This is a genomic window from Microvirga lupini (assembly GCF_014191055.1).
GTDB lineage: Bacteria > Pseudomonadota > Alphaproteobacteria > Rhizobiales > Beijerinckiaceae > Microvirga > Microvirga lupini_A.
The window spans coordinates 909,482-929,611 of record NZ_JACHWB010000002.1 but is presented as its reverse complement, the minus strand read 5'-3'; the positions used below and the strand labels follow the sequence as shown (position 1 = coordinate 929,611).

Sequence of the window (20,130 nt, the reverse complement as noted above, 5' to 3'; positions counted from 1 at the left end):
TGGCCCGAATGGCGCGGGGTGGAGCAGCCCGGTAGCTCGTCAGGCTCATAACCTGAAGGTCACAGGTTCAAATCCTGTCCCCGCAACCAATACACGCCCAACGCAGGAAAGCCCCCACGGGAAACCATGGGGGCTTTCGGCCGTCAAAAGAGCACTCAACAACCCTCACGCACGACGAAAGCGCGCCAGCAATTCACCAACGTCCAGGCCGGAGACAGCAGAAGAGTAGAGGTAACCCTGCGCGTAGTGGCAGCCTAGACGCTTGAGGCGCTGTTCCTGATCGCGTGTTTCAACGCCTTCGGCTGTGATCTTCAGGTTCAGGCTCCTGCCGAGGCCTATGATGGCTGCAACGATCGCCTCATCGTCCGCATTCTGGTTCAGATCTTCGATGAACGTTCGGTCGATCTTTACGTGGTCGACTGGAAAGTGCTTGAGGTGCATGAGAGACGCATAGCCCGTTCCGAAATCATCCAGGGCGATGCTGATGCCGTTGTCGCGAAACTGCCTGAGAATGGCCGATATGCAATCGGAGCTTCTGCCCAGAAGGACGGTCTCGGTAATTTCGATTTCGAAAGCTTCAGGCTCCACCTTCGCACTCTGAAAAGCCTCGAGGATTTCCTCCACCAGCCGCGGCTGACTGAAATCAGCCGAGGAGAAGTTCACGGCAATGCGGCCGAAGGGCAGATTGTCATCACGCCAGCGGCCCATGTCTGCCGCAACCTTCGCCACCAGTTGCCGCCGGATCGCCGGAGCGAGATCCGCATCCTCGAAGGCTGCTCCGAAGAAGGCAGGATCAAGAACACCTCTCGTCGGGTGCTCCCAGCGTGCCAGCGCCTCGAAACCTACAATCTGTCCGGTCGCAAGGCAGATCTTGGGTTGGTAGAACGGAGTGATCTGGTTCCGGGCCAGACCCTCGCGCAGATCGGCTCCGAGGGTGACGCGCTTTTCGATTTCGCGCCGCATGGCGGGCGAGTAGGTCAGAACCCGATTCCGGCCCTGCGCCTTCGCGCGGTAGAGGGCAATGTCGGCGCTTTTCATCAGCCCTGTGGGGGCGAGGTCGTGCTCCGGAAACGCCGCCACGCCGATGCTGGCCCTGCTCGAGACGGTGCGCCGCCTGTAAGTAAAGGGCTCACGCAACGTCCCGATGATGCGCTCTGCAAACTGCGTGGCCTCATCCAGCGTGGCTGGATCGGTCAAAAGCACGGCGAACTCGTCTCCACCGAGTCTTGCGACGATGTCGGATGGGCGCATAAGACCAGCAAGGCGACGGGCTGCTTCCTGCAGCAGGGCGTCGCCGGCGTCATGGCCCAGGGTGTCATTGACGTCCTTGAAGTCGTCCAAATCAATCAGGAGAAGGCTGACACTTGTTCCGTTGATCTTGGCATCCGACAGAGCCTGCTCGAGGCAGCGGTGGAACAGCCCTCGGTTCGGGAGACCGGTCAGGGAGTCGTGATTTGCGGCGCGCCAGATCTCTTCCTCCGCCGCCTTGCGATCCGTGATGTCGAAGGTGACGCCGACCACGCGGTCAGGCGAGGCGAGTTCGGCGCGAGAGCCGAACCAGAGCACCTTTCCACTCGGCAGAATGTACCGGAACTCGGACGTATAGGATCCTTGGGTTTTCACCACTTGCGCAAAGTGATGGCGCAGGGCCCGATCCTCAGGATGCACCTTGTCGAGAAACTCCGCCAATGGACCGGAGCCGACCCCAAGAAGCGAGACGGCATTCTGGGAGCGGGTGATGTAATCCGTCCGGAGATCCTGCTCCCATGCGAACATGCGCCCTGCATGGAGGGCAAGCCGCAGCCGTTCTTCGCTATCGCGCAGCTTTTCCTCGACCTGCTTGCGGTCGTGAATATCCGCAACGCTGCCCACCCATTCGCGGATCGTCCCGTCAGGATTCTTCAAGGCGACCGCGTTTGCGAGCATCCAGCGGTACTCACCGCTGGCAAGCTTGATCCGAAACTCGTTCTGATATGGGGTTCCTGAGGATACAGCCCACAACCAAGCGGCTTTGACCCGGGCCAGATCGTCGCGATGAACGAAGTCGAACCATCCCTGACCTGTATAGGCATCCCCAATCAAGAGACCGATCTCGATAGTGCCCTCGAGATGCGTCAGCGTTCCGTCGGGTGCAGCAAGCCATAGCACGACGGCGCTCGCCTCGAGGAGAGCTTTGTACTGTTCGTTTCTTTCGGCCGCACCTCGTTCAGTCGATTTCCGGTCATGGGCATGCGGATCGGTGGCCGGGCCGATAATAGGCTTTGTCATGCCTTACAGACCCTCGATCGTGGTTCTATTCGGGAGATAAGGACAAGCTGACAGGCAATGCAGCAATGTAAATAATGTATCATTTTATAAGTTTTCAGGAGACCACGCAGGACAATACATGAGATTGCTTCCTGAAAGCTGAACTTCAGATGTGACTTATTTTCTATTCCAAAGGCCTGCTTGGTCTTGAGGAAAACGGGATCCAATCTTTCGCGCGGTTGTTGTGACCTCAGGATTGAGATACATCATGATCTGAAAAGCCGGGCTATGGAGACTGCATTCGCCTTCCGGATCGTTCCGTCCGATGACGAAGAAAAACCGGGTGCCTATGCGGTCTTTCCCTATGACCGCGATCTGGTGCGGCGCTTCCGTGAAACCTTTCCGCGGGCCCGGTGGCGTGCAGATGATCAGCACTGGTTCGTGCCAGGCACCACGGCGGTCCAGCGGCTCGACACCTGGATGGCCCAAGAATTGCAGAACCTGGATCGGCATGCCGACGAGAAGGGGCGGGATGCTTTTGCTTTTGAGCCTCTGGAGAGCCCCTATCTGACGGTTGCGGATGACCTGAGGGTGCGCACGCCCTATTCACGTACGATCGTGGAGGCGTTGCGATCCATTCCCTGGGCCCATTGGGATCCAGAGGAGCGGATCTGGCGGGTGCCGTTCCGGTCCTACGACGAGCTGAAGGCGCGCTGGGCCGAGATCGAGGAGGCGGCTCGGCGCAATGAGCCGGCTGCCCGCCAGAGGCGACGCGAAGAGCAGAGGGCTCAACGTTCCGACGAGTCGGTCCGGGTTCAGGCGGAGCGCCGCCGCAGGCGCTATCCTGTTCCCGGAGACGACTTGCCGCCGTTGGGTTTCCCGCTGTCGACGGCGCGGTGGGGCGTTGTGGTCTTCGAGGAGATCGAAAGCGACCCCATCCATGATCCGGACATGGCCGAGTTCTATCCGCACATCAGGAGCGATCCCTCAGGCTATGTCTGGGCTCACTGGCGCATGCCCACCCTTCAGGAGGTCTACCGCACCAGGCCGTCTCGCGCGGACGAGGACCCTGAGCTTCGCTCGGTTCGGGGCTGGTGGTGGGCCAGCCGTGACGAATTGCGGGAGAGGGCGCGCAAGCTGCGCGAGGTGGAGCGGATGCAACGCGCGCGGCACGAGGCGAGGAACGCCTCTGCAGATGTTTGAGGCCTCCGCCAGGGCATAAAAAATCCGGGCCTAGAGCCCGGATTCCGAAAACGTCGATTGTGCGTCCATCAGAACGGAATATCGTCGTCGAAGTCGCTGTGACGGGAGGCGCCTGTCGGCTCAGGCCTGCGCTCCATCGGCGAGGATCGTCCGAAGTCACCGCCGCGGGAGATTTGGCCCTGTTCCTCGTCGCCGAACTCGGACGAGCCGCCGCCGCGGCTGTCCAGGATCGTCAGCTCACCCCGGAAGCGCTGCAGCACCACCTCGGTGGAGTACTTCTCCACTCCCTGCTGGTCGGTCCACTTGCGCGTCTGCAGCTGCCCCTCCAGGTACACCTTCGAGCCCTTCTTCAGGTACTGCTCGGCCACCCGCGCCAGATTTTCGTTGAAGATCACCACCGAGTGCCACTCGGTCTTCTCCTTGCGCTCGCCCGTGGCCTTGTCCTTCCAAGTCTCGGACGTGGCGATCCGCAGGTTCACCACCGGCTCCCCGCTGCCCAGCCGACGCACCTCAGGGTCACGCCCCAGATTCCCAACCAGGATCACCTTGTTCACAGATCCAGCCATAACGGCTCTCCACTTCATCTCTCCTGAACGGCTGGGGCATCAAGGAATGCCGCACGTTTTCAGGTCGGTTGCACTCTCCTGCCCAAGGCGCGGGCATCACTGATTGTTCTATATTTGTTCCACGTGAAACACAAGGATGAAGAGGGATTCCGGGGTGAAGTTTGCGGTGTTTCCTAGAATGGCACAGGGCTATGAAAAAGGAGCGGTGATGTCTCACCGCTCCTTGAAATACATCCGCACGGCTTGAGCTTTATTCAGCCGCCTGCAGGTAGACCACCCTCGTCTGCTCGTCCTTCACCTCGCGCAGGGTGCGCGCCATGTAGGTGAGCTGCTCGATGGCTTTGTCGAGATCGTCCTTGGTGCCAGCCTCAAGATCATAAGCCCTGCGGCCCCGGTAGAGCCGGTTGACTTGGCTTTCCATCTCCGCGGCAGCTTCGCGGATGCGGTGGACGAGATTGTCTGCGATGACATTGGCGTTGCCGTCGACAACGCAGAAGCCGACATCGCTTGCGCGAACCTTAGCCATGGGTTGATACCTCTTCTTGTTGTTCGTCTCAGGCAACAGCCCGTTCTCCATGCGCGGCATAGATGCCGAGCCGGCGGGCCAGGGTGTGTTTCGTCACGGGGCCGATCCAGGGCAGCGTCGCAAGGAAGCGCAGCTTGTCCGGGCTTGCCGTGTATTCCGCGAACAGGCGCTCACGCTCGCGCCAGATCACGTCTATGGCCTCAGCTTTCGCCGGGTGGCGAAAGCCCAAGCGAGCCGTAGACCCGAAGCTCAGCGCGCGCATGCAGCGCTCGAACGTGCGGCGGCCGATGGCCGGGGTCACGCTTGCATGGCAGATCGTCTCGATCACATGCTGCGCGAACGCATCCGCCGTTTCAGGCGCCGGCGTCTCCGCACCGGAGATGTCGCCCTGGAAAGCACTTGCGCCATGGCGCATCATCTCTTCAAGCCCAAAGCTTGGCATCAATCTCACCGTATGTTCCAGGCCGCCTGAAGCAGCCGAACGAGCTTCGTTCCGGTCTTTCGAATCCGGCGCGGCGCCTGCCAGGAGAGGATGGCTTCACGGGGCGGGTTCAGGCGTTCGGAACGTTGACGCGAGTTCTTCAGAATGAGGCGCGCGCCCAATGTGGTGCGAATGCGCCAGGCTTCAGCCGGGCTCGGAATACCTTGACCATTCAAAGGTTTATGCGACGAGCGCGGCTTCACTAAGATGGGGTTTGAACCCTTCGGATGCAAGGTGCGCGGGATCGCCGGAACCGACCCCGCATGGGTCCGTGCAGCCTTCGGCCAAGGTGAGACTTCGCAGCGCGCAACCTTCAGGCTCTGCGCCAGATCCACGCCTGTGCCGATGCCGAAAACGGAGAGGGCACAGGTGAAAGCTTCCGAGAACGGCTGCATGCCGCACCAGCTCTTCTCCGCCATGTGCAGCGGCCACGCCCACAGCCCATCCTCGCGCCGCTGGCCGAGGCTCTCGCGATCGATGAAATACCCGGTGGTCTTGTGCTCGAGGCCGCTCTCGTTCACGAGCCACTCCTCGTTCTCGAAGATTGGACGCTCTTCCGTCATGGCGCTCATCACGGGATCCTTGTGCCGAGGGCGCATCATGCTGCCCTAATGAGGTCACATCCACGACGCATACAGATGATGTGAACAAACCAAGAACATAGCTTTGGCGGGCGCTGTGTCAAGCAAAGTCCGCTGTTTGAGACTGTAATCTTGGAGTAACGGATACTATGTGGAGGGTCGGATGCCAGGATTGAAGACATCGTCCCCTATCCAGACCAAAAAGAGGCAAAGTCGTTGCGACGAAATAGCGCTGACGATAACTGAAGCTCGACCATTCCTTTGCAGCGGAGCCGCGATTCCATGACCAGCCAGTCACGCTTTGAGACCGACCAGCTCCGCCGCCTGGAGGAGATGCGCAAGAGCTTTGATAAGCTGCGGGCGGAACGGATCCGGGCTGAGGGCGAGGTCGAGCGACTGATGCGCGAGCTTGAGGAGGCGCGCGCCCTCGCCAAAGCCGAGCTCGGCACGGACGATGAAGCGCAGATTCAAAGCCTGATCGAGGAAGCGCAAGTGAGAAACGCCAAGCTCGCGGAGGAATTCGGCATGGCTCTGCGCGAGGTCGAGACGCGGCTCAGGCAGCTCGGAGACGAGCGTTGATCTTGGCCTCTGCCCCTCACGATGTTGCCCGAGCGGAAGCGCTGCTCGCGCGCCTCGAAGGCCGGCGCGATGCCATCCGTACGCGGGTTGAAGAGCTCACGCGCGAAATCGAACTCGCCAAGGGCCGCCTCGCGGTCAAGGATGAGGTGGAGACGTTCATTGAGGCCGTGCATGGCGCTGCGAGCCGTCGCAGCCTGTCCGCCTTCGAGACCCTGCTGACGGCGCTCGTGCAGGAGGTGCTGCCGGGCGAGAAGCCCGTGGCGCTGGAGCTTTCGACTGAGCGGGGGCTCGCGTCCCTCGACATTTGCGTGCGGCGCCCGGATGGCTCGCTTGAAGACGTGCTGGAGGACAATGGCGGCGCGCTCACCAATGTGATCGGCATGGCTTTGCGCCTGATCGCCGTGGTCAAGGCGGATGTCGCGCGCTTCCTGGCGCTGGACGAAGCCGATTGCTGGATTGCGCCGGAGCGCGTGTCGTCCTTCTACACAGTGCTGGAAGACGGCTCGGCGCGGCTCGGCGTCCAGTGCCTTGCGGTCTCGCACCACGACCTGTCGCAGTTCTCCGGCAAGTTCCACATCGCGCGCATCGCCGGCGAGCCGGTCACCGGGGTGGAGGTGGTTTCCTCCGACACCAGCGCGCAGTGGGACGACTCCCAGTCGGGTTTGCGGTACATCCGTCTCGTCAACGTGCAGGCCTATGCGGATGCGACGCTGCCTCTGAGCCCGGGCGTCAATGCGCTGATCGGGCCGAACAACCGCGGCAAGTCCACCTTCATCCGCGCCTTGCGTGCCGTGTTCTATGGCGAGGCCCGCGACAGCCTCGTGCGCGCCGGCGCGAAATCCGCCACGGTGGAAATCGGCGTTGCCGGGCGGCGGACCTTGCGCTTCACCCGCCAGCCGCGCCGCTCGCCGGTCAACATCTGGTCGCTGCATGAACCCGATGGCTCCGTGGTCGAAGAGCAGGGCATGCGCTACGAGACCGGCGGGCGCAATGTGCCAGATTGGGTGGCCGATCTCATCCGCATCCGCAAGGTCGAGGATCTCGACGTTCATATCGCGCACCAGAAATTTCCCGTATTCCTGCTCGGCGAGACGCCGTCACGCCGCTCGGCGGTTCTCTCGATCGGGCAGGAGGCGGGCTATATCCGCGACATGCTCGCGATCCATCGCGAACGCTGCCGCCGGGACAACGATCTTGTGCGCAACGGCGAGCGGGAGCTGATCACGCTGAGCGAGACGCTCGATGGACTCACCGAGCTCGAACAACTGAAGGACAAGCTCTCGGCCGTCCGCCAGCAGGCGAAGCGTTTAGCGACGGAAGCCGTGGGACTGGAGCGGCTGCAGAGCCATGCAGCGCAGATCGCCACCATCCGGCGACGGCTGGCGACAGCCGAGGCACGCGCCTGCATCACCGAGATGCTTCCGCCGGCGGAGCGGCTCGCCGATCTCACCCGTGCGGTCGAACGTGCCCGCGAACGCGAGCGCATCGGGCGGCAAGTGCTGCAGCTGAGCCGTAATCTGACACGCAGCCAGGCGCGGCTGGATGCGCTGCTTCAACTGCCGCAAGCCGTGCCGACCCTTGAAAACTACGCTTCGGCACAAAACATTCTGAAAAGGCTGAGCGATCTTCGCACGGCTTCGCAGATCGCCCGAAGCCGCATGGTGCAGGTCGATGAAGGGCTGAAATCCCTGCAAGCCGAGATGGCGCGCCTCGTCGAGGAAACCGGCGGGCTGTGCCCGACCTGCGGTTCGCCCGTGAAGCCTGAGACCCTGCTGGACCATCACACCCATTCGCTGAATGCCTCGGAGCGGCTCACCGCATGATCCTGACCGGCGATCGACTTCCCGCTGTTGCCTGCAACGGCATTCTCGTGATCGGGGACCCGCATGTGGGTTCGCGGCGTCCTGGGCGGCGCAAGGATGCGGTCTGGCCTCAGGCTGTGCTGGGCAAGCTGGAGCGCTGCATTTCCATCGCCAATGAGCGGCAGCTCGCCGTGGTCATTCTCGGCGATCTCTTCGACCGACCGGTCGAGACCGATGTGGCGCTCAAGAACCAGCTGATTCGCATCCTGAAAGGCTTTCGCCACCGGCCTATCGTTAACGTGGGCAACCACGACATCCAGCATACGACGCTCACCGACAGCGACTCGCTGGCGCTGCTCGGTCTCTGCGATGTGGTCGACGTCGTGTCCACATCCGCTCCAGTCGCCGAGTTCCAGATCGGCACGCGTCGAATCGGCGTCGGCATGACGCCCTATGGTCAAACTATTCCAACCGATGCGCGCGGCTCCTTCACCAGTGCCGATCTCCAGGCCTGGTTCACGCATCACGACATCGCTTTCGACGGCGGTTATCCCGGCGCCGTTCCGCCCTTCGCGGTGGAAGGCTGCGATGTCATGATCAACGGTCACATCCACAAGACCCAGAAGTCCATTCTTGCGGGCCGGACACGCTGGCTCAATCCAGGCAACATCACGCGTCAGTCCGTCGACCTGATGGATCACGTGCCGCGCGCCTGGATCCTCGATGGCAGCGGCGAACTCGAAGCGCAGGCGCTGCCTTTCGAGAGCAACGTGTTCGATCTCACGGGCCGCGTGGTCGATGCGGCTGATGAGGCGCTGGTGGCGCGCGAGGTGGAGAGCGCCTTCGTGACCCTGCTTCAGGCGGAATCCTCAACCGAGCTGAAGCGCAGCGGCGACGGTTCGATCATCCGCGATGAGATCGAGGCGAGGTTCACGGCCGACAATACGTCGGATGCGGTGCGCGCCATCGTGCGCTCGCTGCTTGGCGAGGCGGTGGAGCGGCACGCCTCCTAAGCCTCAAAAGGCAAACGGATCGGCGAAGGGCAGGCGGCGTCGGCGCACCTGCGTCTCGGGCAGGATCGGACGGCTGATGTCGACGGCCACCAGGCCTTCGCAGGCCAGCGCCAGAACGGCCGCGACCCCATCCTGCGTGTTCATCACGGCGCTGGCGCAATCGACAAGCCGCATGGTGCCGAGTTCATCAAGCTGGTGCAGGATGCGCACCCGGTCCCCCGCCGTCACCGGCGTGCGCTTGCAGGCCATGATGAGGCGCATGGTGGTGAAGCGAGGCTCCGACCGGATGCTCGCCGCCGTCTCGATCAGGAAGGGACGTCCGTCGGCGCAGGTGATGCCGTGAATGGCGGCGGCGCGCAGGGGATGGTTCAACAGATCGTCATCCGTCACCACGTCGACGAGGTAAACCGAACCGTCGCGGACGATCTCGAAATCGGCCACGTGCTCCACCGTCTCGTCGCCGATGGCGAAGGTTGCCGGATCAGCCGGCGCGCGCAGGGACTCCACGTCGGCATCGAGCTCGCAGATCGCCAGGAAGTCCGCGATCAGGGCGTTGCGCGTCAGCGGCGCCACCGGGCGCTTGGCAGCACGGCGGGTGCCGCCGCGGCGGGCAGGGCGTCGATCCGATAGGTCGAGGATCGCTTGCGCGGACATTCGGTCCTCCAGGGTGGCCGTTACGACGAGCAGTCAGGCCGCCTCGGAATTAGGGCGCATATCGACATCCTGACTGATGAGAACATATATAGAACATATATGTTCTGGTCAAATCATGGCGCCTTATCCATGCCTTTAAGTGTGGCTTACGGTACAGGTGATGGCGGCCGCATATTGAGGCAAAATGGCACACCATCTAAGACACTGTTTTAAAACCTTAAATACGCCTTCCCAGCTATTCCCGAATTAGACCTCCGTCCCAAAATTTGATATAGAACAAAAAACGAACATGCCTGCCGCAGAAGACGGTTTCGAGAAGAGCGTGAGCCGATATACGGGCCCTATAAAGTTAGGATCAAGGATGAATACGACCGATAAGAAAATCTCCGAGGTGCTGGCCAAGTTCGGTGAGCCGATGGCCGGCAATGTCTGGCGGGTCCAGGGAACGGCCGTGGTCTACCACAAGACGCTTGAGCGCATTGCCGCGCAGGCCAACGTGGTCTTCGACGAGCCCAAGATCATCCGTGCCGAGCGGGATGAGGCGGTGATCCAGGTCACCGGTCGCATGGGCGAGCGCGTTGAATGGTCGATCGGCGAGGCGCTGATCGGCGTGAACTACCGCGTCTCGGGCAAGCAGGCGGCCTATGTCTATGCCATGGCCGAGAAGCGGGCGAAGGACCGCGTGATCCTGAAGCTCATCGAACTGCACGGCTATGTCTATTCCGAGGAAGAGGCGGACGAGTTCAAGCAGGGTCGCCCGGGCTTTGCCGATCCGCACGTGGAGGTCGAGAAAACCGAGGCCCAGCCGCAGAAGGGCCGGGTCGAGGCTGCTGCCTCCGACGGCAAGGTTGAGGATGATCTGAAGGCGAAGATCAAGAAGGCCAAGACCATTAATGCGGTCACGGACCTGATGCTCCATGCCGACACGCAGAAGGTGCTCGCCGAACTGCCGGAGGGCATCCGCGACGAGATCCGCGACTATGCCAAGGCGCGGCTCGTCGAACTCGGCTGGCCGACCAAGAAGGCAGCCTAACTTTCGCTGCGATCATTGGCGAGACGGGACAAGCCGTCTCGCCTTTCTCATATCTCTGGTGGCGTCCCGGCGCTCGTGGTCCCGCTGATCGATGCCAAAATCCTCCGCCATGGCTGCTTCCGATCAGGAGGCGCTGCTCCTCTCCGAACATCTCGTCGGCTCCATCGAGCGGGTGACGTTCCACAACGATGAAACCGGCTTCTGCGTACTGCGCGTGAAAGCGCGCGGGCACCGCAAACCCGTTGTTGTCGTGGGTCATGCGCCGTCGGTCGCCATGGGTGAGGTTGTCGAGGCGAGTGGCGGCTGGCTGCATGACCGCAATCACGGGGTTCAGTTCCGCGCGAGCGAGCTGACGACCTCGGCGCCGACCACGGCGGAAGACCTGCAGCGCTTTCTCGGCTCCGGCCTGCTGAAAGGCCTCGGACCTTCTCTCGCCCAGAGGCTTATCGCATCCTTCGGTGCGCGCATCCTCGACGTGATCGAGACGAAGCCGCACGAGCTGACGCGGGTGCATGGCATCGCGATGGCCAAGGCGCTCAGCATCGGCGCGGCCTGGACCGAGCACCGGGCCTTGAAGGATATCGCCGCCTTTCTGAATGCTCACGGCATCGGCGGCTTTCTGCTCACGCGCATCTACCGCGCCTACGGGGTCGGGGCTATCGACATCGTCAAGGCCAATCCGTACCGGCTGGTCCTCGACATTGCAGGCTTCGAGTTCGCGCTCGCCGACCAGGTGGCGCTGGAGCTCGACGTGGAGCCCACAGCCGCGATCAGGCTTCAGGCCGGTCTTGCGCATGTGCTCTCGGAGGCCGTGAAGGAAGGGCATTCCGGCCTGCCGGCGGATGAACTGCTGCGGCAGGCGAGTCGCTTGCTTGAAGTCTCTGAAGCCGAGTTGAAGCCGGTGCTTGATGCGCAATGTGCGGCAGGTCAGCTCGTCGGCGACGAGCTTGATGGCCGCCGCAGCATCTTCCTGAAAGGCCTCTATGGTGCCGAGCTCTTCATCGCGCAGCGCCTGAAGGATATCGCCCAGGGAGTTCATCCCTGGAGCGGATTTAATAGCGAGCAGATAATCGCTGAGGCTGAAGCAGCTATCGGCGTCTCCTACTCGCCGAGCCAGCGCGAGGCCCTGGCCTCCGCCTGCCGCTCGAAGGTGCTCGTCGTGACCGGTGGGCCTGGTGTCGGCAAGACGACGCTGATCCGAAGCCTGACGCATCTATGCGCGCAGCATGCGTTGACGATTGCCCTGTGTGCGCCGACCGGACGGGCTGCCAAGCGGCTGTCGGAAAGCACGGGCTTTCCGGCCAAGACCGTCCACCGCCTGCTGGAAGCGTCCGAGGGCGGCTTCCGGCGCAACACCAAGATGCCGCTCGACTGCAACCTTCTCGTGGTCGACGAGACCTCGATGCTCGACATCCGCCTGATGGCGGCGCTGCTGCGCGCCTTGCCGGACGAAGCCTCGCTCGTTCTCGTGGGCGACGTGGACCAGCTGCCCTCCATCGGCCCAGGGCAGATCCTGTCCGACATCATCGCGTCCGGCGCCGTTCCGGTGGTGCATCTCAGGGAAGTGTTCCGGCAGGAGCGGGAGAGCCGCATCATCACCGTGGCCCATGCGATCAACCGAGGCCTCGTACCCGATCTGGGTCATCAGCCGGATTCCGATTTCTACTTCATCGAGGCCGAGACGCCGTCCGAGGCCATGGCCAAGATGACCATCCTGATCCGCGACCGGATTCCGTGCCGCTTCGGCCTCGATCCGGTGCGGGACGTGCAGGTGCTGTGCGCCATGAATCGTGGTCGTCTCGGCACGCATGCGCTGAACGGGGAACTGCAGCAGATCTTCAATCCGCCATGTCTTGATAGCCTGCACCGGGCCGGCTGGAGCTACGGGCCAGGTGACAAGGTCATGCAGGTCCGCAACGATTACGAGCGCGATGTTTATAACGGCGAAGTCGGCATCGTACGCGAGGTGAGCCGCGACCACGGCGAACTCACCGTTGCGTTCGACGACAGGATGGTTGTGTACTCGCTGCAGGAGCTCGACGAGCTGGCTCTGGCCTATGCCGTGACAATCCACAAGGCGCAAGGCTCCGAGTATCCGGCCGTGGTCATCCCGGTTGCCCTGCAACAGGCCTCGATGCTGCGGCGCAAGCTTCTCTATACGGGGGTGACACGGGCAAGCCGTCTGGTGATCCTCGTCGGCAGCCGGGCTGCACTGGTTCAGGCGGTCGGCTCGGAAGAGGAGCCGCGCCTCTCCAGGCTCAGGAACTGGCTTCAGGTCTGATCCCTTTCGTCCAGAGGCAAAGCGCTCTATATCTGCTCCTGCAGAAGCATCCTCTGGAGTAGAGAATGAGCACAGAGACGGGGCATGGGGAGCAGCAGGAGCAGCGGGCGCGCGTCGGCCTTCTCGCGGCAGCATTTCTGTGCCTGGTCGCCTCGGGCGGGCTACTGTGGTGGCGCTATGGCGGCGCCGTGTTCAACGATCTGGTGACCGCCACCCTGGCTTGGTGCTTCTGAAAAAGCCCGGCCCTTGAGGTGCGGGCGAGGCCGTGGCTCGTCTTGTTCCACCGGAACGGCGCGATGGCCAGCTCCCATAAGCCTCTCCAGGCCGCAAAGCTGACGAGGCAGTAATAGAGCGGCAGCATCAAGATCCAGGGCATGAGCCGCCAGAGCCTGCGCCGGTGCAGGGCCACGCAGGCGGGGATGAAAATCGAGGCCGCGCCTGACAGGAAAAGCGTCAGGGCATAAGCGTTGAGTGCCGCTGTCCAGCCCAGGTCGAAAGCCTCTTCAGTGCTCGCAAACCATGAGGCCAAATAGAGTCCGGTGAAGAACGGATACACAAGGGCGCTGAGCACAACTCCCCAGGTCAGGGCAAGGGCGCCGGAGAAACGCCAAAGCCCGAGCTGGCGCAGCATGATCCAGGGCTTTCGTGTATGAACCACGGCGGTCTGCACGTAGCCCTTCATCCACCGCGTCCGCTGCCGCATCCAGAGGCGCAGCGTGCCAGGTGCCTCCTCAAAGGTGGAGGAGGGTAGGTCTCTGACCTCATAGCCGAGCCGTACCAGGCGAATGCCGAGATCGGCATCCTCGGTCACGTTCCAGGCATCCCATCCATGAACCCTCCGCAGCACGGAGGTGCGGAAATGGTTCGAGGTGCCGCCCAGGGCGATCGGGCTGCCGATCTCCGCCAGCCCCGGATTGAACACGTCGAACAGGGCCGCGTATTCGACCGTGAAGAGCCGCGTGAGCCAGGTGTCGTCCGTATTGTCGATGGTCAGCCGTGCCTGCAGGCAGGCGACGCGTGGCGGCGCTTCGGCAAAGCGCGACACCGCCAGGCGCAGCTGCCCTGGATCGGGCACGTCCTCGGCATCGTAGATCACCGTGTAGCGGCCCCGCGCCAGCGGCAGGGCGACGTTGAGCGCGCGGGGTTTCGTGCGCGGTTCTCCCGGCGGCGCGATAAGGATCTCGACATTGCCTGGAACCTCGATGGCGCGGAGAGCCTCCATGGTCTCCGGATCGTCGACCTCCAGAACGAGCTTGATGTCGAGCTTGGCGGCCGGGTAGTCGAGCTGCGCCAAGGCGTCGAGGAAACGGGCGACGACGCGCTTTTCCCGGTAGAGGGCGGCGATGACCGTATAGACCGGAAGATCGGCATCTTCAGTGCGAGGCGGCGGGGCCGTTGGTATGACCGGGTTGCTCAACATCGATGCGGCGAGTCGGAGAACGACGCTCCCGATGAACAGGGGGCCCATCGCTGCCCCAAGGATGCCGATGGTAGGCCCGAACGCGTGGACTAGGCCGAACGAGATCAGCGTGAGAGCCATGAACAGGAGGGCGATTTGCCCGTAGCTCACATCGGTTGCGAGGTGAGGGGTCTTGTTGGCCAGTTCATGAGCAGCCTGCTGGGCAATCAACCGCGCTTGAGTTTGAAAGACCGCCTGTCTCAGCCGCGTGGGCGTGGTGATGGCGAGTGGACGACCCAAGGAGCGAGTCTTGAGAAGGTCCGTCAGGGCAGGGCCGCGCGGCGCGGCAACGAACCTGGCTTTGTCTCGGGCCAGAGGGGCCAGGCCCGCCAGGACACTGTCAGGGTAGCGGACGGCCGATGACAAGTGTGGATTTGCAATAAACGACAGACGGAGTTCTGCCGCGAGAGCCCGGTAGAAGCCGTCCTCCGGGACGATCCCTTCCCTGATCAGGAACTCATCGGCCGTCACCCCGGCGGCCTGGGAGAAGACGGCAGCCTGCCACAGAACTTCGGGCGCATGTCCGTGGTTGCTGAGAAATCCGATCTCGACCGGCAGCGCTGTTGACTGTGCAGCCCCGTCCGCTAGACCCTGCCTCATGAGCGTTGGGTGCTTCCTGCGGGCATTCCTGAGCAGTGCAAAGCCAAGAGCAAGAGAATGTCGCCTCTATGGTCCTAAATATCATTACATTGGTTGCCCGCCTTTCTCGTAAGATCAAGCCCTTTGGGCGAGCCGGAACGCTTTTGCCCCTGGCTTTCGCGCTCATGGCAAGCGCGGCTCAGGCTCAGGGGGTGAGCATCCCGAATTTCTGGGACCCGAGAACACAGCTCGAGCGCCCGGAGCTGCCGGCCACGCGTACGATCCGCTTTCTCGTCGACGATGACTTCCCGCCGCTCCACTTTCCTGGCCTCGACGGCAACCCGACCGGACTGTCGGTGGAACTCGCCCGGGCCGCCTGCGAGCGTTTGAGCCTGACCTGCACCGTTCAGGTGCGCCGCTTCGATACGCTTTTGAGTGCCCTCAACGAGAGGCAGGGCGACGTGGTGGCGGCTGCCATTCCCATCACGGCGGACCTTCGCCGGGGCTTTGCCGTGACCGGGCCCTATTTCAAGATCCCGGCCCGTTTTGCCGTACGGAAGGACAAGAACCAGCCGGCACCTGAGGCAAAGGCCCTGCAGGGCAAGACCCTGGGCGTCGTCGGAGGGACGGCCCATGAGGCCTATGCCAAGGCTTTCATGGGAGGAGCCTCCCTCAAGCCTTACCCGGAACTGGCGGCGGCGCAGGCCGCGCTGAAGGCCGGTGAGATCGACTACCTGTTCGCCGACGGCCTCGGTCTCGCCCTCTGGATCGGCGGCGAGGAATCTGCCGGATGCTGCGACTTCTTGGGTGGCCCATATCTTGAGAGCCGCTTCTTCGGCGAGGGCATCGGCTTCATCACCCGCACGGAGGACGACGCCCTGCGGCGGGCTCTCGACTTTGCTCTGCAGCAGCTCTGGCGGGATGGGAAATACGCCGAGCTTTACCTGCGTTTCTTCCCGACAAGCCCTTACTGACGGCTTACTTTACGGGTCTGCCGGGTTTACCGCATTGACCCTAGGGGGCTGATCCAAGCGCATCGTACGGAAAAGTGGCTCCGGTTTTCCGCCTGACGATGCGCTTGCAAGAGAAGAAGCGTCGAATATGCCCCAAAAGTGGTTTCCACTTTTGGGTTCGATGCTCTAGTGTGCCGCGCTTCTGGAAGCATTTCCTTTAAGCACTAGGCCCATGTCTCACCCTCTGTTTCTTGATCCCGCTCTGATTGAAGCCGCCCAGACTGCCAATGCTTGGCCTTTCGAAGAGGCCCGCAAGCTCGTCGAGCGTCTCAAGAAAACGGGCAAGACGGAGGCTCTGTTCGAAACGGGCTATGGCCCCTCGGGCCTGCCGCATATCGGCACCTTCGGCGAGGTCGCCCGCACCAGCATGGTCCGGCATGCCTTCCGGGTGCTGACAGGCGACACGATCCCGACCCGCCTCGTCGCCTTCTCGGACGACATGGACGGTCTGCGCAAGGTGCCGGACAACATCCCCAACAAGGAGCTGATTGCGGCTTCCCTCGGCAAGCCCCTGACCCAGGTGCCGGACCCGTTCGGGACTCACGAGAGCTTCGCGCATCATAACAATGCGCGCCTGCGCGAATTCCTGGACGCCTTTGGTTTCGACTATGAGTTCATGTCGGCGACCGAGTGCTACAAGGCCGGTAAGTTCGACAAGACGCTGCTGACCGTGCTCGAGCGCTACGATGCCGTGATGGCGATCATGCTGCCGTCGCTGCGCGAGGAGCGCCAGCAATCCTATTCGCCTTTCCTGCCGATCCACCCGAAGACAGGTATCGTGATGCAGGTGCCGATCGACGAGCGCAAGTTGGACGCCGGCACCATCGTATGGCGCGATCCTGAAACGGGCGAGCGCTTCGAGACACCGGTCACCGGCGGCCACGCCAAGCTGCAGTGGAAGCCCGATTGGGCCATGCGCTGGGTGGCGCTCGGCGTCGATTACGAGATGGCCGGCAAGGACCTGATCGACAGCGTGAAGCTCTCAGGCGAGATCGCCAAAGCGCTCGGCGGCCTTCCGCCGGACGGGTTCAACTACGAACTTTTCCTCGACGACAAGGGCCAGAAGATCTCCAAGTCCAAGGGCAACGGCCTCACCATCGACGAGTGGCTCACCTACGGTACGCCGGACAGTCTGAGGCTGTTCATGTTCAACAAGCCGCGCGAGGCGAAAAAACTTTATTTCGATGTGATCCCGCGGCAGGTGGACGACTACCTGACCTTCCTGGAGAAGTACCCGGCGCAGGACGCCAAGGCGCGCCTGATGAACCCGGTCTGGCATCTCCATGGAGGCGAGCCGCCGGCGCCTGAACTGGTGGCGTCGGGTGGCGCCAACCAGCCGGGCACGACGATCTCCTTCTCTATGCTGCTCAATCTCGTGGCGGTGGCGAATTCCGAGGATCCCTCCGTACTCTGGGGCTTCATTCGCCGCTATGCACCGGGCGTATCACCGGAGACCCATCCGCGCCTCGACAGCCTCGTGAAGCGCGCGGTGCGCTACTTCGAGGATTTCGTGAAGCCGCAGAAGACCTATCGTCTGGCCGATGAGGTCGAGGCCGCATCCCTGCGGCGCCTGGACGAGGTGCTGGGATCCTTCGAGGCAGGGGAGCGTCCCGCAACGGCCGAGGCGATCCAGGAAGAGATCTACAATGTCGGCCGCGCCGAGCCGCGCTATCAGGATCTCAAGGCCAAGGGCGCTACGCCCGAGCGTCCGGGCGTGTCCATCGAGTGGTTTAACACGATCTATCAAGTGCTGCTCGGCGAGCCGCGTGGACCTCGCTTCGGTTCTTTCGTGGCTCTCTATGGCGTCAAGGAAACGCGGGCGCTGATCCAGAACGCACTCAACGGCGATCTCGTGCGCGAGCACGAAGCCTTCCTGAAGGATCGCGCGGCATAAGGGTTATTGCCGCGCCCACATGATCCGGGCTGACCAGGCGATCTCCTCGGTGGGGATCATCTGGTCCTCCTGATCCTTCGCCAGGGACGTCATCTCCAGGGTCTTGGCCGAGCGGCGCTTGAGTTCCTTGGCCAGGATCTCCCCGTTCGTGGTGCACACCACGATCCGGTCGCCTTTCCGGGTGCTGGCGGTGGGCGAGACGATGAGCACGTCCCCATCCCGGTAGAGAGGCGCCAGCGTATCGCCGGTGACCTCAAGGGCGAAGATCCTCTCCTGGCCGAAATCGGGGAATTCGAGCTCGTCCCAGCGGGAGCCTTCCGCAGGCGTGCCGTCCTCGTTGAGGATCTTTCCAGTGCCTGCTTCCTCCATGCCGATCAGCGGAATCATAGAGCGGCGCAGGGAGCCGGTGGGTTCGACGAGGCGCAGGAAGTCCTCAAGGGTCGCACCGGTTGCCTTCAGGATTTTCGAGATCGACTCGGTTGACGGCCATCGCTCCCGACCCTCGGGACTGACGCGCTTTGATCTGTTGAAGCTTGTCGCATCGAGACCGGCCTTGCGGGCGAGGCCCGATGCGGTCATGCCGTGACGTGATGCCAATGCATCGATAGCAGCCCAGACGCGCTCATGGGACAACATCGCAAGAAACCTTCGCTAGAAGCGAATAACTGAAACCGAACCTATGAATAGGAATTAAGATTGTTCTAAGGCATAGACAACGGGATCCCGACTCTTGAGACAATATGTCTAATCAGGATTGCTCCTGAAGCGACGCTCAATTAATCGAGCTATCATGCGCATTATCTACAAAATTTGCCCGACATTGCTTTGGCGCGAGGCTGAAGAGGCCGGCCTCTTCTCAGGAGCGCCTATCGACATCCAGGATGGGTACCTCCACTTTTCCACTGCCGAGCAGGTTCGCGAGACGGCTGCCAGGCACTTTGCGGGACAAAGCGATCTCCTGCTGATCGCCATCGATGCCGACTCACTGGGCGAGGCCCTGCGGTATGAGCCGTCCCGTGGCGGGGATCTCTTCCCGCATCTTTACGCTCATCTGCCTTTATCAACTGTCCGATGGGTGAAGCCGCTGCCTCTCGGCGCAAATGGACAACACATCTTTCCGGATCTCGACGCATGATTGGTGCACTGTTTTCCCTCGCGAAGCCCGCGCTGCATGCGCTCGATGCGGAGACCGCCCATCAGTTGACCATCAGGGGGCTGTCCCTGATGCCGGTGACGCCCGCCCCGGCGGACGATCCGCGCCTCTCCGTCGCGGTGTTCGGCAGAACTTTTCCCAACCCGGTTGGGCTTGCGGCGGGCTTCGACAAGCAATGCGAAGTGCCGGATCAGCTTCTTGGCCTTGGGTTCGGCTTCGTCGAACTCGGTGGTGTCGTGCCTAAGCCGCAGGCAGGTAATCCGCGCCCACGCGTCTTCCGTCTCGCCGAGGACGAAGCGGTGATCAACCGCTTCGGGCTCAACAGCGACGGGCTCGACGTGGCATGCCGGCGTCTTGCGCAACGCCGTGGGCGTCCCGGCATCGTGGGCGTCAATATCGGGGCGAACAAGGACTCGGATGACCGCATTGCCGATTACGTGCTGTGCATTCAGCGCCTGTGCGGGCTTGCCGATTTCCTCACAATCAACGTGTCATCGCCCAACACGCCGGGCCTGCGCGACCTGCAGGGCGAGGCTTTCCTCGACGATCTTCTCGCGCGCAGCATCGAGGCACGGGACAAGGCGGAAAAGGGCGGGCACAAGACAATCGTGCTGCTGAAGATCGCGCCCGATATCTCGCTCGACACGCTCGACGCCATCGTGGCCACCGCGCTCAGGCGCGGCATCGACGGTCTCACTGTTTCCAACACGACAGTCGCGCGGCCCGACAGCCTGAAGGAAAAAGCGCTCGCATCGGAGACAGGCGGCCTCTCCGGCAAGCCGCTCTTCGTGCCGTCCACGAAGCTTCTCGCCGAAACCTTCCAGCGCGTGGAACGCAAGATCCCGCTCATCGGCGTCGGCGGTGTGGATTCCGCGGAGGCCGCCTGGGCGAAGATCCGCGCCGGCGCCAGCCTGGTGCAGTTCTACTCGGCCATGGTCTACAAGGGGCCAAGCCTCATCGGCGACATCAAGAACGGTCTGGTGCAGATCCTCGCGAGCGAGAAGATGTCGCTCGCGCAGGCTCTTGGCCGTGATGCATCGGCGATTGCCAGGGGAGAGTTCTGAAC

General features: G+C 62.5%; 19 protein-coding genes and 1 tRNA gene. 12 read left to right on the top strand and 8 right to left on the bottom strand.

Features of this window, described 5'->3' with window-relative positions:
* The first annotated feature begins 12 nt into the window (after positions 1-12).
* A tRNA-Met gene (locus FHR70_RS11460) sits at positions 13-89 on the top strand.
* A 76-nt stretch (positions 90-165) separates the two neighbouring features.
* Here FHR70_RS11460 and FHR70_RS24325 read toward each other — a convergent pair.
* The gene (locus tag FHR70_RS24325) at positions 166-2,268 is read right to left on the bottom strand and encodes a putative bifunctional diguanylate cyclase/phosphodiesterase (RefSeq protein ID WP_183450119.1); all 2,103 of its coding nucleotides are present in this window, start codon (positions 2,266-2,268) and stop codon (positions 166-168) included.
* 267 nt (positions 2,269-2,535) lie between these two features.
* On the opposite strand from FHR70_RS24325, the gene FHR70_RS11450 reads away from it, so the two are divergent.
* Positions 2,536-3,450 (top strand): hypothetical protein, encoded by a 915-nt coding sequence (locus FHR70_RS11450; protein ID WP_183450117.1) that lies wholly within the window; start codon positions 2,536-2,538, stop codon positions 3,448-3,450.
* Positions 3,451-3,518: 68 nt separating this feature from the next.
* Here FHR70_RS11450 and ssb read toward each other — a convergent pair whose 3' ends face one another.
* The 4 genes from ssb to FHR70_RS11430 all read right to left on the bottom strand — a co-directional run bounded on the left by ssb (position 3,519) and on the right by FHR70_RS11430 (position 5,595).
* Positions 3,519-4,016: a single-stranded DNA-binding protein gene (gene ssb, locus FHR70_RS11445; protein WP_183450115.1), complete on the bottom strand. Its 498-nt coding sequence runs from the start codon at positions 4,014-4,016 to the stop codon at positions 3,519-3,521.
* A gap of 250 nt (positions 4,017-4,266) precedes the next feature.
* Positions 4,267-4,542 (bottom strand): hypothetical protein, encoded by a 276-nt coding sequence (locus FHR70_RS11440; protein ID WP_183450113.1) that lies wholly within the window; start codon positions 4,540-4,542, stop codon positions 4,267-4,269.
* A gap of 28 nt (positions 4,543-4,570) precedes the next feature.
* Positions 4,571-4,993 carry a hypothetical protein gene (locus FHR70_RS11435; protein ID WP_210277563.1) on the bottom strand — a complete coding sequence of 141 codons (423 nt, stop codon included), beginning with the start codon at positions 4,991-4,993 and terminating at the stop codon, positions 4,571-4,573.
* Complete coding sequence (locus FHR70_RS11430) at positions 4,990-5,595, bottom strand: hypothetical protein (RefSeq protein WP_183450109.1); 606 nt, start codon at positions 5,593-5,595, stop codon at positions 4,990-4,992. The genes FHR70_RS11435 and FHR70_RS11430 overlap by 4 nt, the downstream gene beginning before the upstream one ends.
* 291 nt (positions 5,596-5,886) lie before the next feature.
* Between FHR70_RS11430 and FHR70_RS11425 the strand changes: the two genes are divergently transcribed.
* Genes FHR70_RS11425 through FHR70_RS11415 form a run of 3 tightly spaced genes read left to right on the top strand, consistent with a single transcriptional unit; the run spans position 5,887 to position 8,998 of the window.
* Positions 5,887-6,183, top strand: coding sequence for a hypothetical protein (locus FHR70_RS11425; protein ID WP_183450107.1), 297 nt, complete (start codon positions 5,887-5,889; stop codon positions 6,181-6,183).
* A gap of 2 nt (positions 6,184-6,185) precedes the next feature.
* Positions 6,186-8,006: an AAA family ATPase gene (locus tag FHR70_RS11420; protein WP_246408019.1), complete on the top strand. Its 1,821-nt coding sequence runs from the start codon at positions 6,186-6,188 to the stop codon at positions 8,004-8,006.
* Entirely contained in the window at positions 8,003-8,998 is a 996-nt protein-coding gene (locus tag FHR70_RS11415; protein WP_183450103.1) for a metallophosphoesterase, read from the top strand. Before FHR70_RS11420 ends, FHR70_RS11415 begins: the two co-directional genes overlap by 4 nt.
* A 3-nt stretch (positions 8,999-9,001) precedes the next feature.
* Here the strand turns inward: FHR70_RS11415 and FHR70_RS11410 are convergent, their stop codons facing one another.
* Positions 9,002-9,652 (bottom strand): hypothetical protein, encoded by a 651-nt coding sequence (locus FHR70_RS11410; RefSeq protein ID WP_183450101.1) that lies wholly within the window; start codon positions 9,650-9,652, stop codon positions 9,002-9,004.
* A 361-nt stretch (positions 9,653-10,013) separates the two neighbouring features.
* Between FHR70_RS11410 and FHR70_RS11405 the strand changes: the two genes are divergently transcribed.
* The 3 genes from FHR70_RS11405 to FHR70_RS11395 all read left to right on the top strand — a co-directional run bounded on the left by FHR70_RS11405 (position 10,014) and on the right by FHR70_RS11395 (position 13,199).
* Entirely contained in the window at positions 10,014-10,685 is a 672-nt protein-coding gene (locus tag FHR70_RS11405) for a trna delta -isopentenylpyrophosphate transferase (protein ID WP_183450099.1), read from the top strand.
* Positions 10,686-10,794: 109 nt separating this feature from the next.
* Positions 10,795-12,966 (top strand): SF1B family DNA helicase RecD2, encoded by a 2,172-nt coding sequence (gene recD2, locus FHR70_RS11400; RefSeq protein ID WP_246408018.1) that lies wholly within the window; start codon positions 10,795-10,797, stop codon positions 12,964-12,966.
* A gap of 65 nt (positions 12,967-13,031) precedes the next feature.
* Positions 13,032-13,199: a hypothetical protein gene (locus tag FHR70_RS11395; RefSeq protein WP_183450095.1), complete on the top strand. Its 168-nt coding sequence runs from the start codon at positions 13,032-13,034 to the stop codon at positions 13,197-13,199.
* Here FHR70_RS11395 and FHR70_RS11390 read toward each other — a convergent pair.
* Positions 13,142-15,025, bottom strand: coding sequence for a glycosyltransferase family 2 protein (locus FHR70_RS11390; protein WP_183450093.1), 1,884 nt, complete (start codon positions 15,023-15,025; stop codon positions 13,142-13,144). The genes FHR70_RS11395 and FHR70_RS11390 overlap by 58 nt on opposite strands.
* A 164-nt stretch (positions 15,026-15,189) precedes the next feature.
* Between FHR70_RS11390 and FHR70_RS11385 the strand changes: the two genes are divergently transcribed.
* Entirely contained in the window at positions 15,190-15,978 is a 789-nt protein-coding gene (locus FHR70_RS11385) for a transporter substrate-binding domain-containing protein (RefSeq protein WP_246408096.1), read from the top strand.
* Between the two features lie 211 nt (positions 15,979-16,189).
* A complete protein-coding gene (locus FHR70_RS11380; RefSeq protein WP_183450089.1) occupies positions 16,190-17,911 on the top strand; it encodes a lysine--tRNA ligase in 1,722 nt (573 codons plus the stop codon).
* 3 nt (positions 17,912-17,914) lie between these two features.
* Here the strand turns inward: FHR70_RS11380 and FHR70_RS11375 are convergent, their stop codons facing one another.
* Complete coding sequence (locus FHR70_RS11375; protein ID WP_183450087.1) at positions 17,915-18,547, bottom strand: S24 family peptidase; 633 nt, start codon at positions 18,545-18,547, stop codon at positions 17,915-17,917.
* A 154-nt stretch (positions 18,548-18,701) separates the two neighbouring features.
* Here FHR70_RS11375 and FHR70_RS11370 point away from each other — a divergent pair, with 154 nt between their 5' ends.
* Positions 18,702-19,046, top strand: coding sequence for a DUF952 domain-containing protein (locus FHR70_RS11370; RefSeq protein WP_183450085.1), 345 nt, complete (start codon positions 18,702-18,704; stop codon positions 19,044-19,046).
* On the top strand, positions 19,043-20,128 hold the full coding sequence (locus FHR70_RS11365; protein WP_183450083.1) for a quinone-dependent dihydroorotate dehydrogenase: 1,086 nt from the start codon (positions 19,043-19,045) through the stop codon (positions 20,126-20,128). Before FHR70_RS11370 ends, FHR70_RS11365 begins: the two co-directional genes overlap by 4 nt.
* Positions 20,129-20,130: the final 2 nt, after the last annotated feature.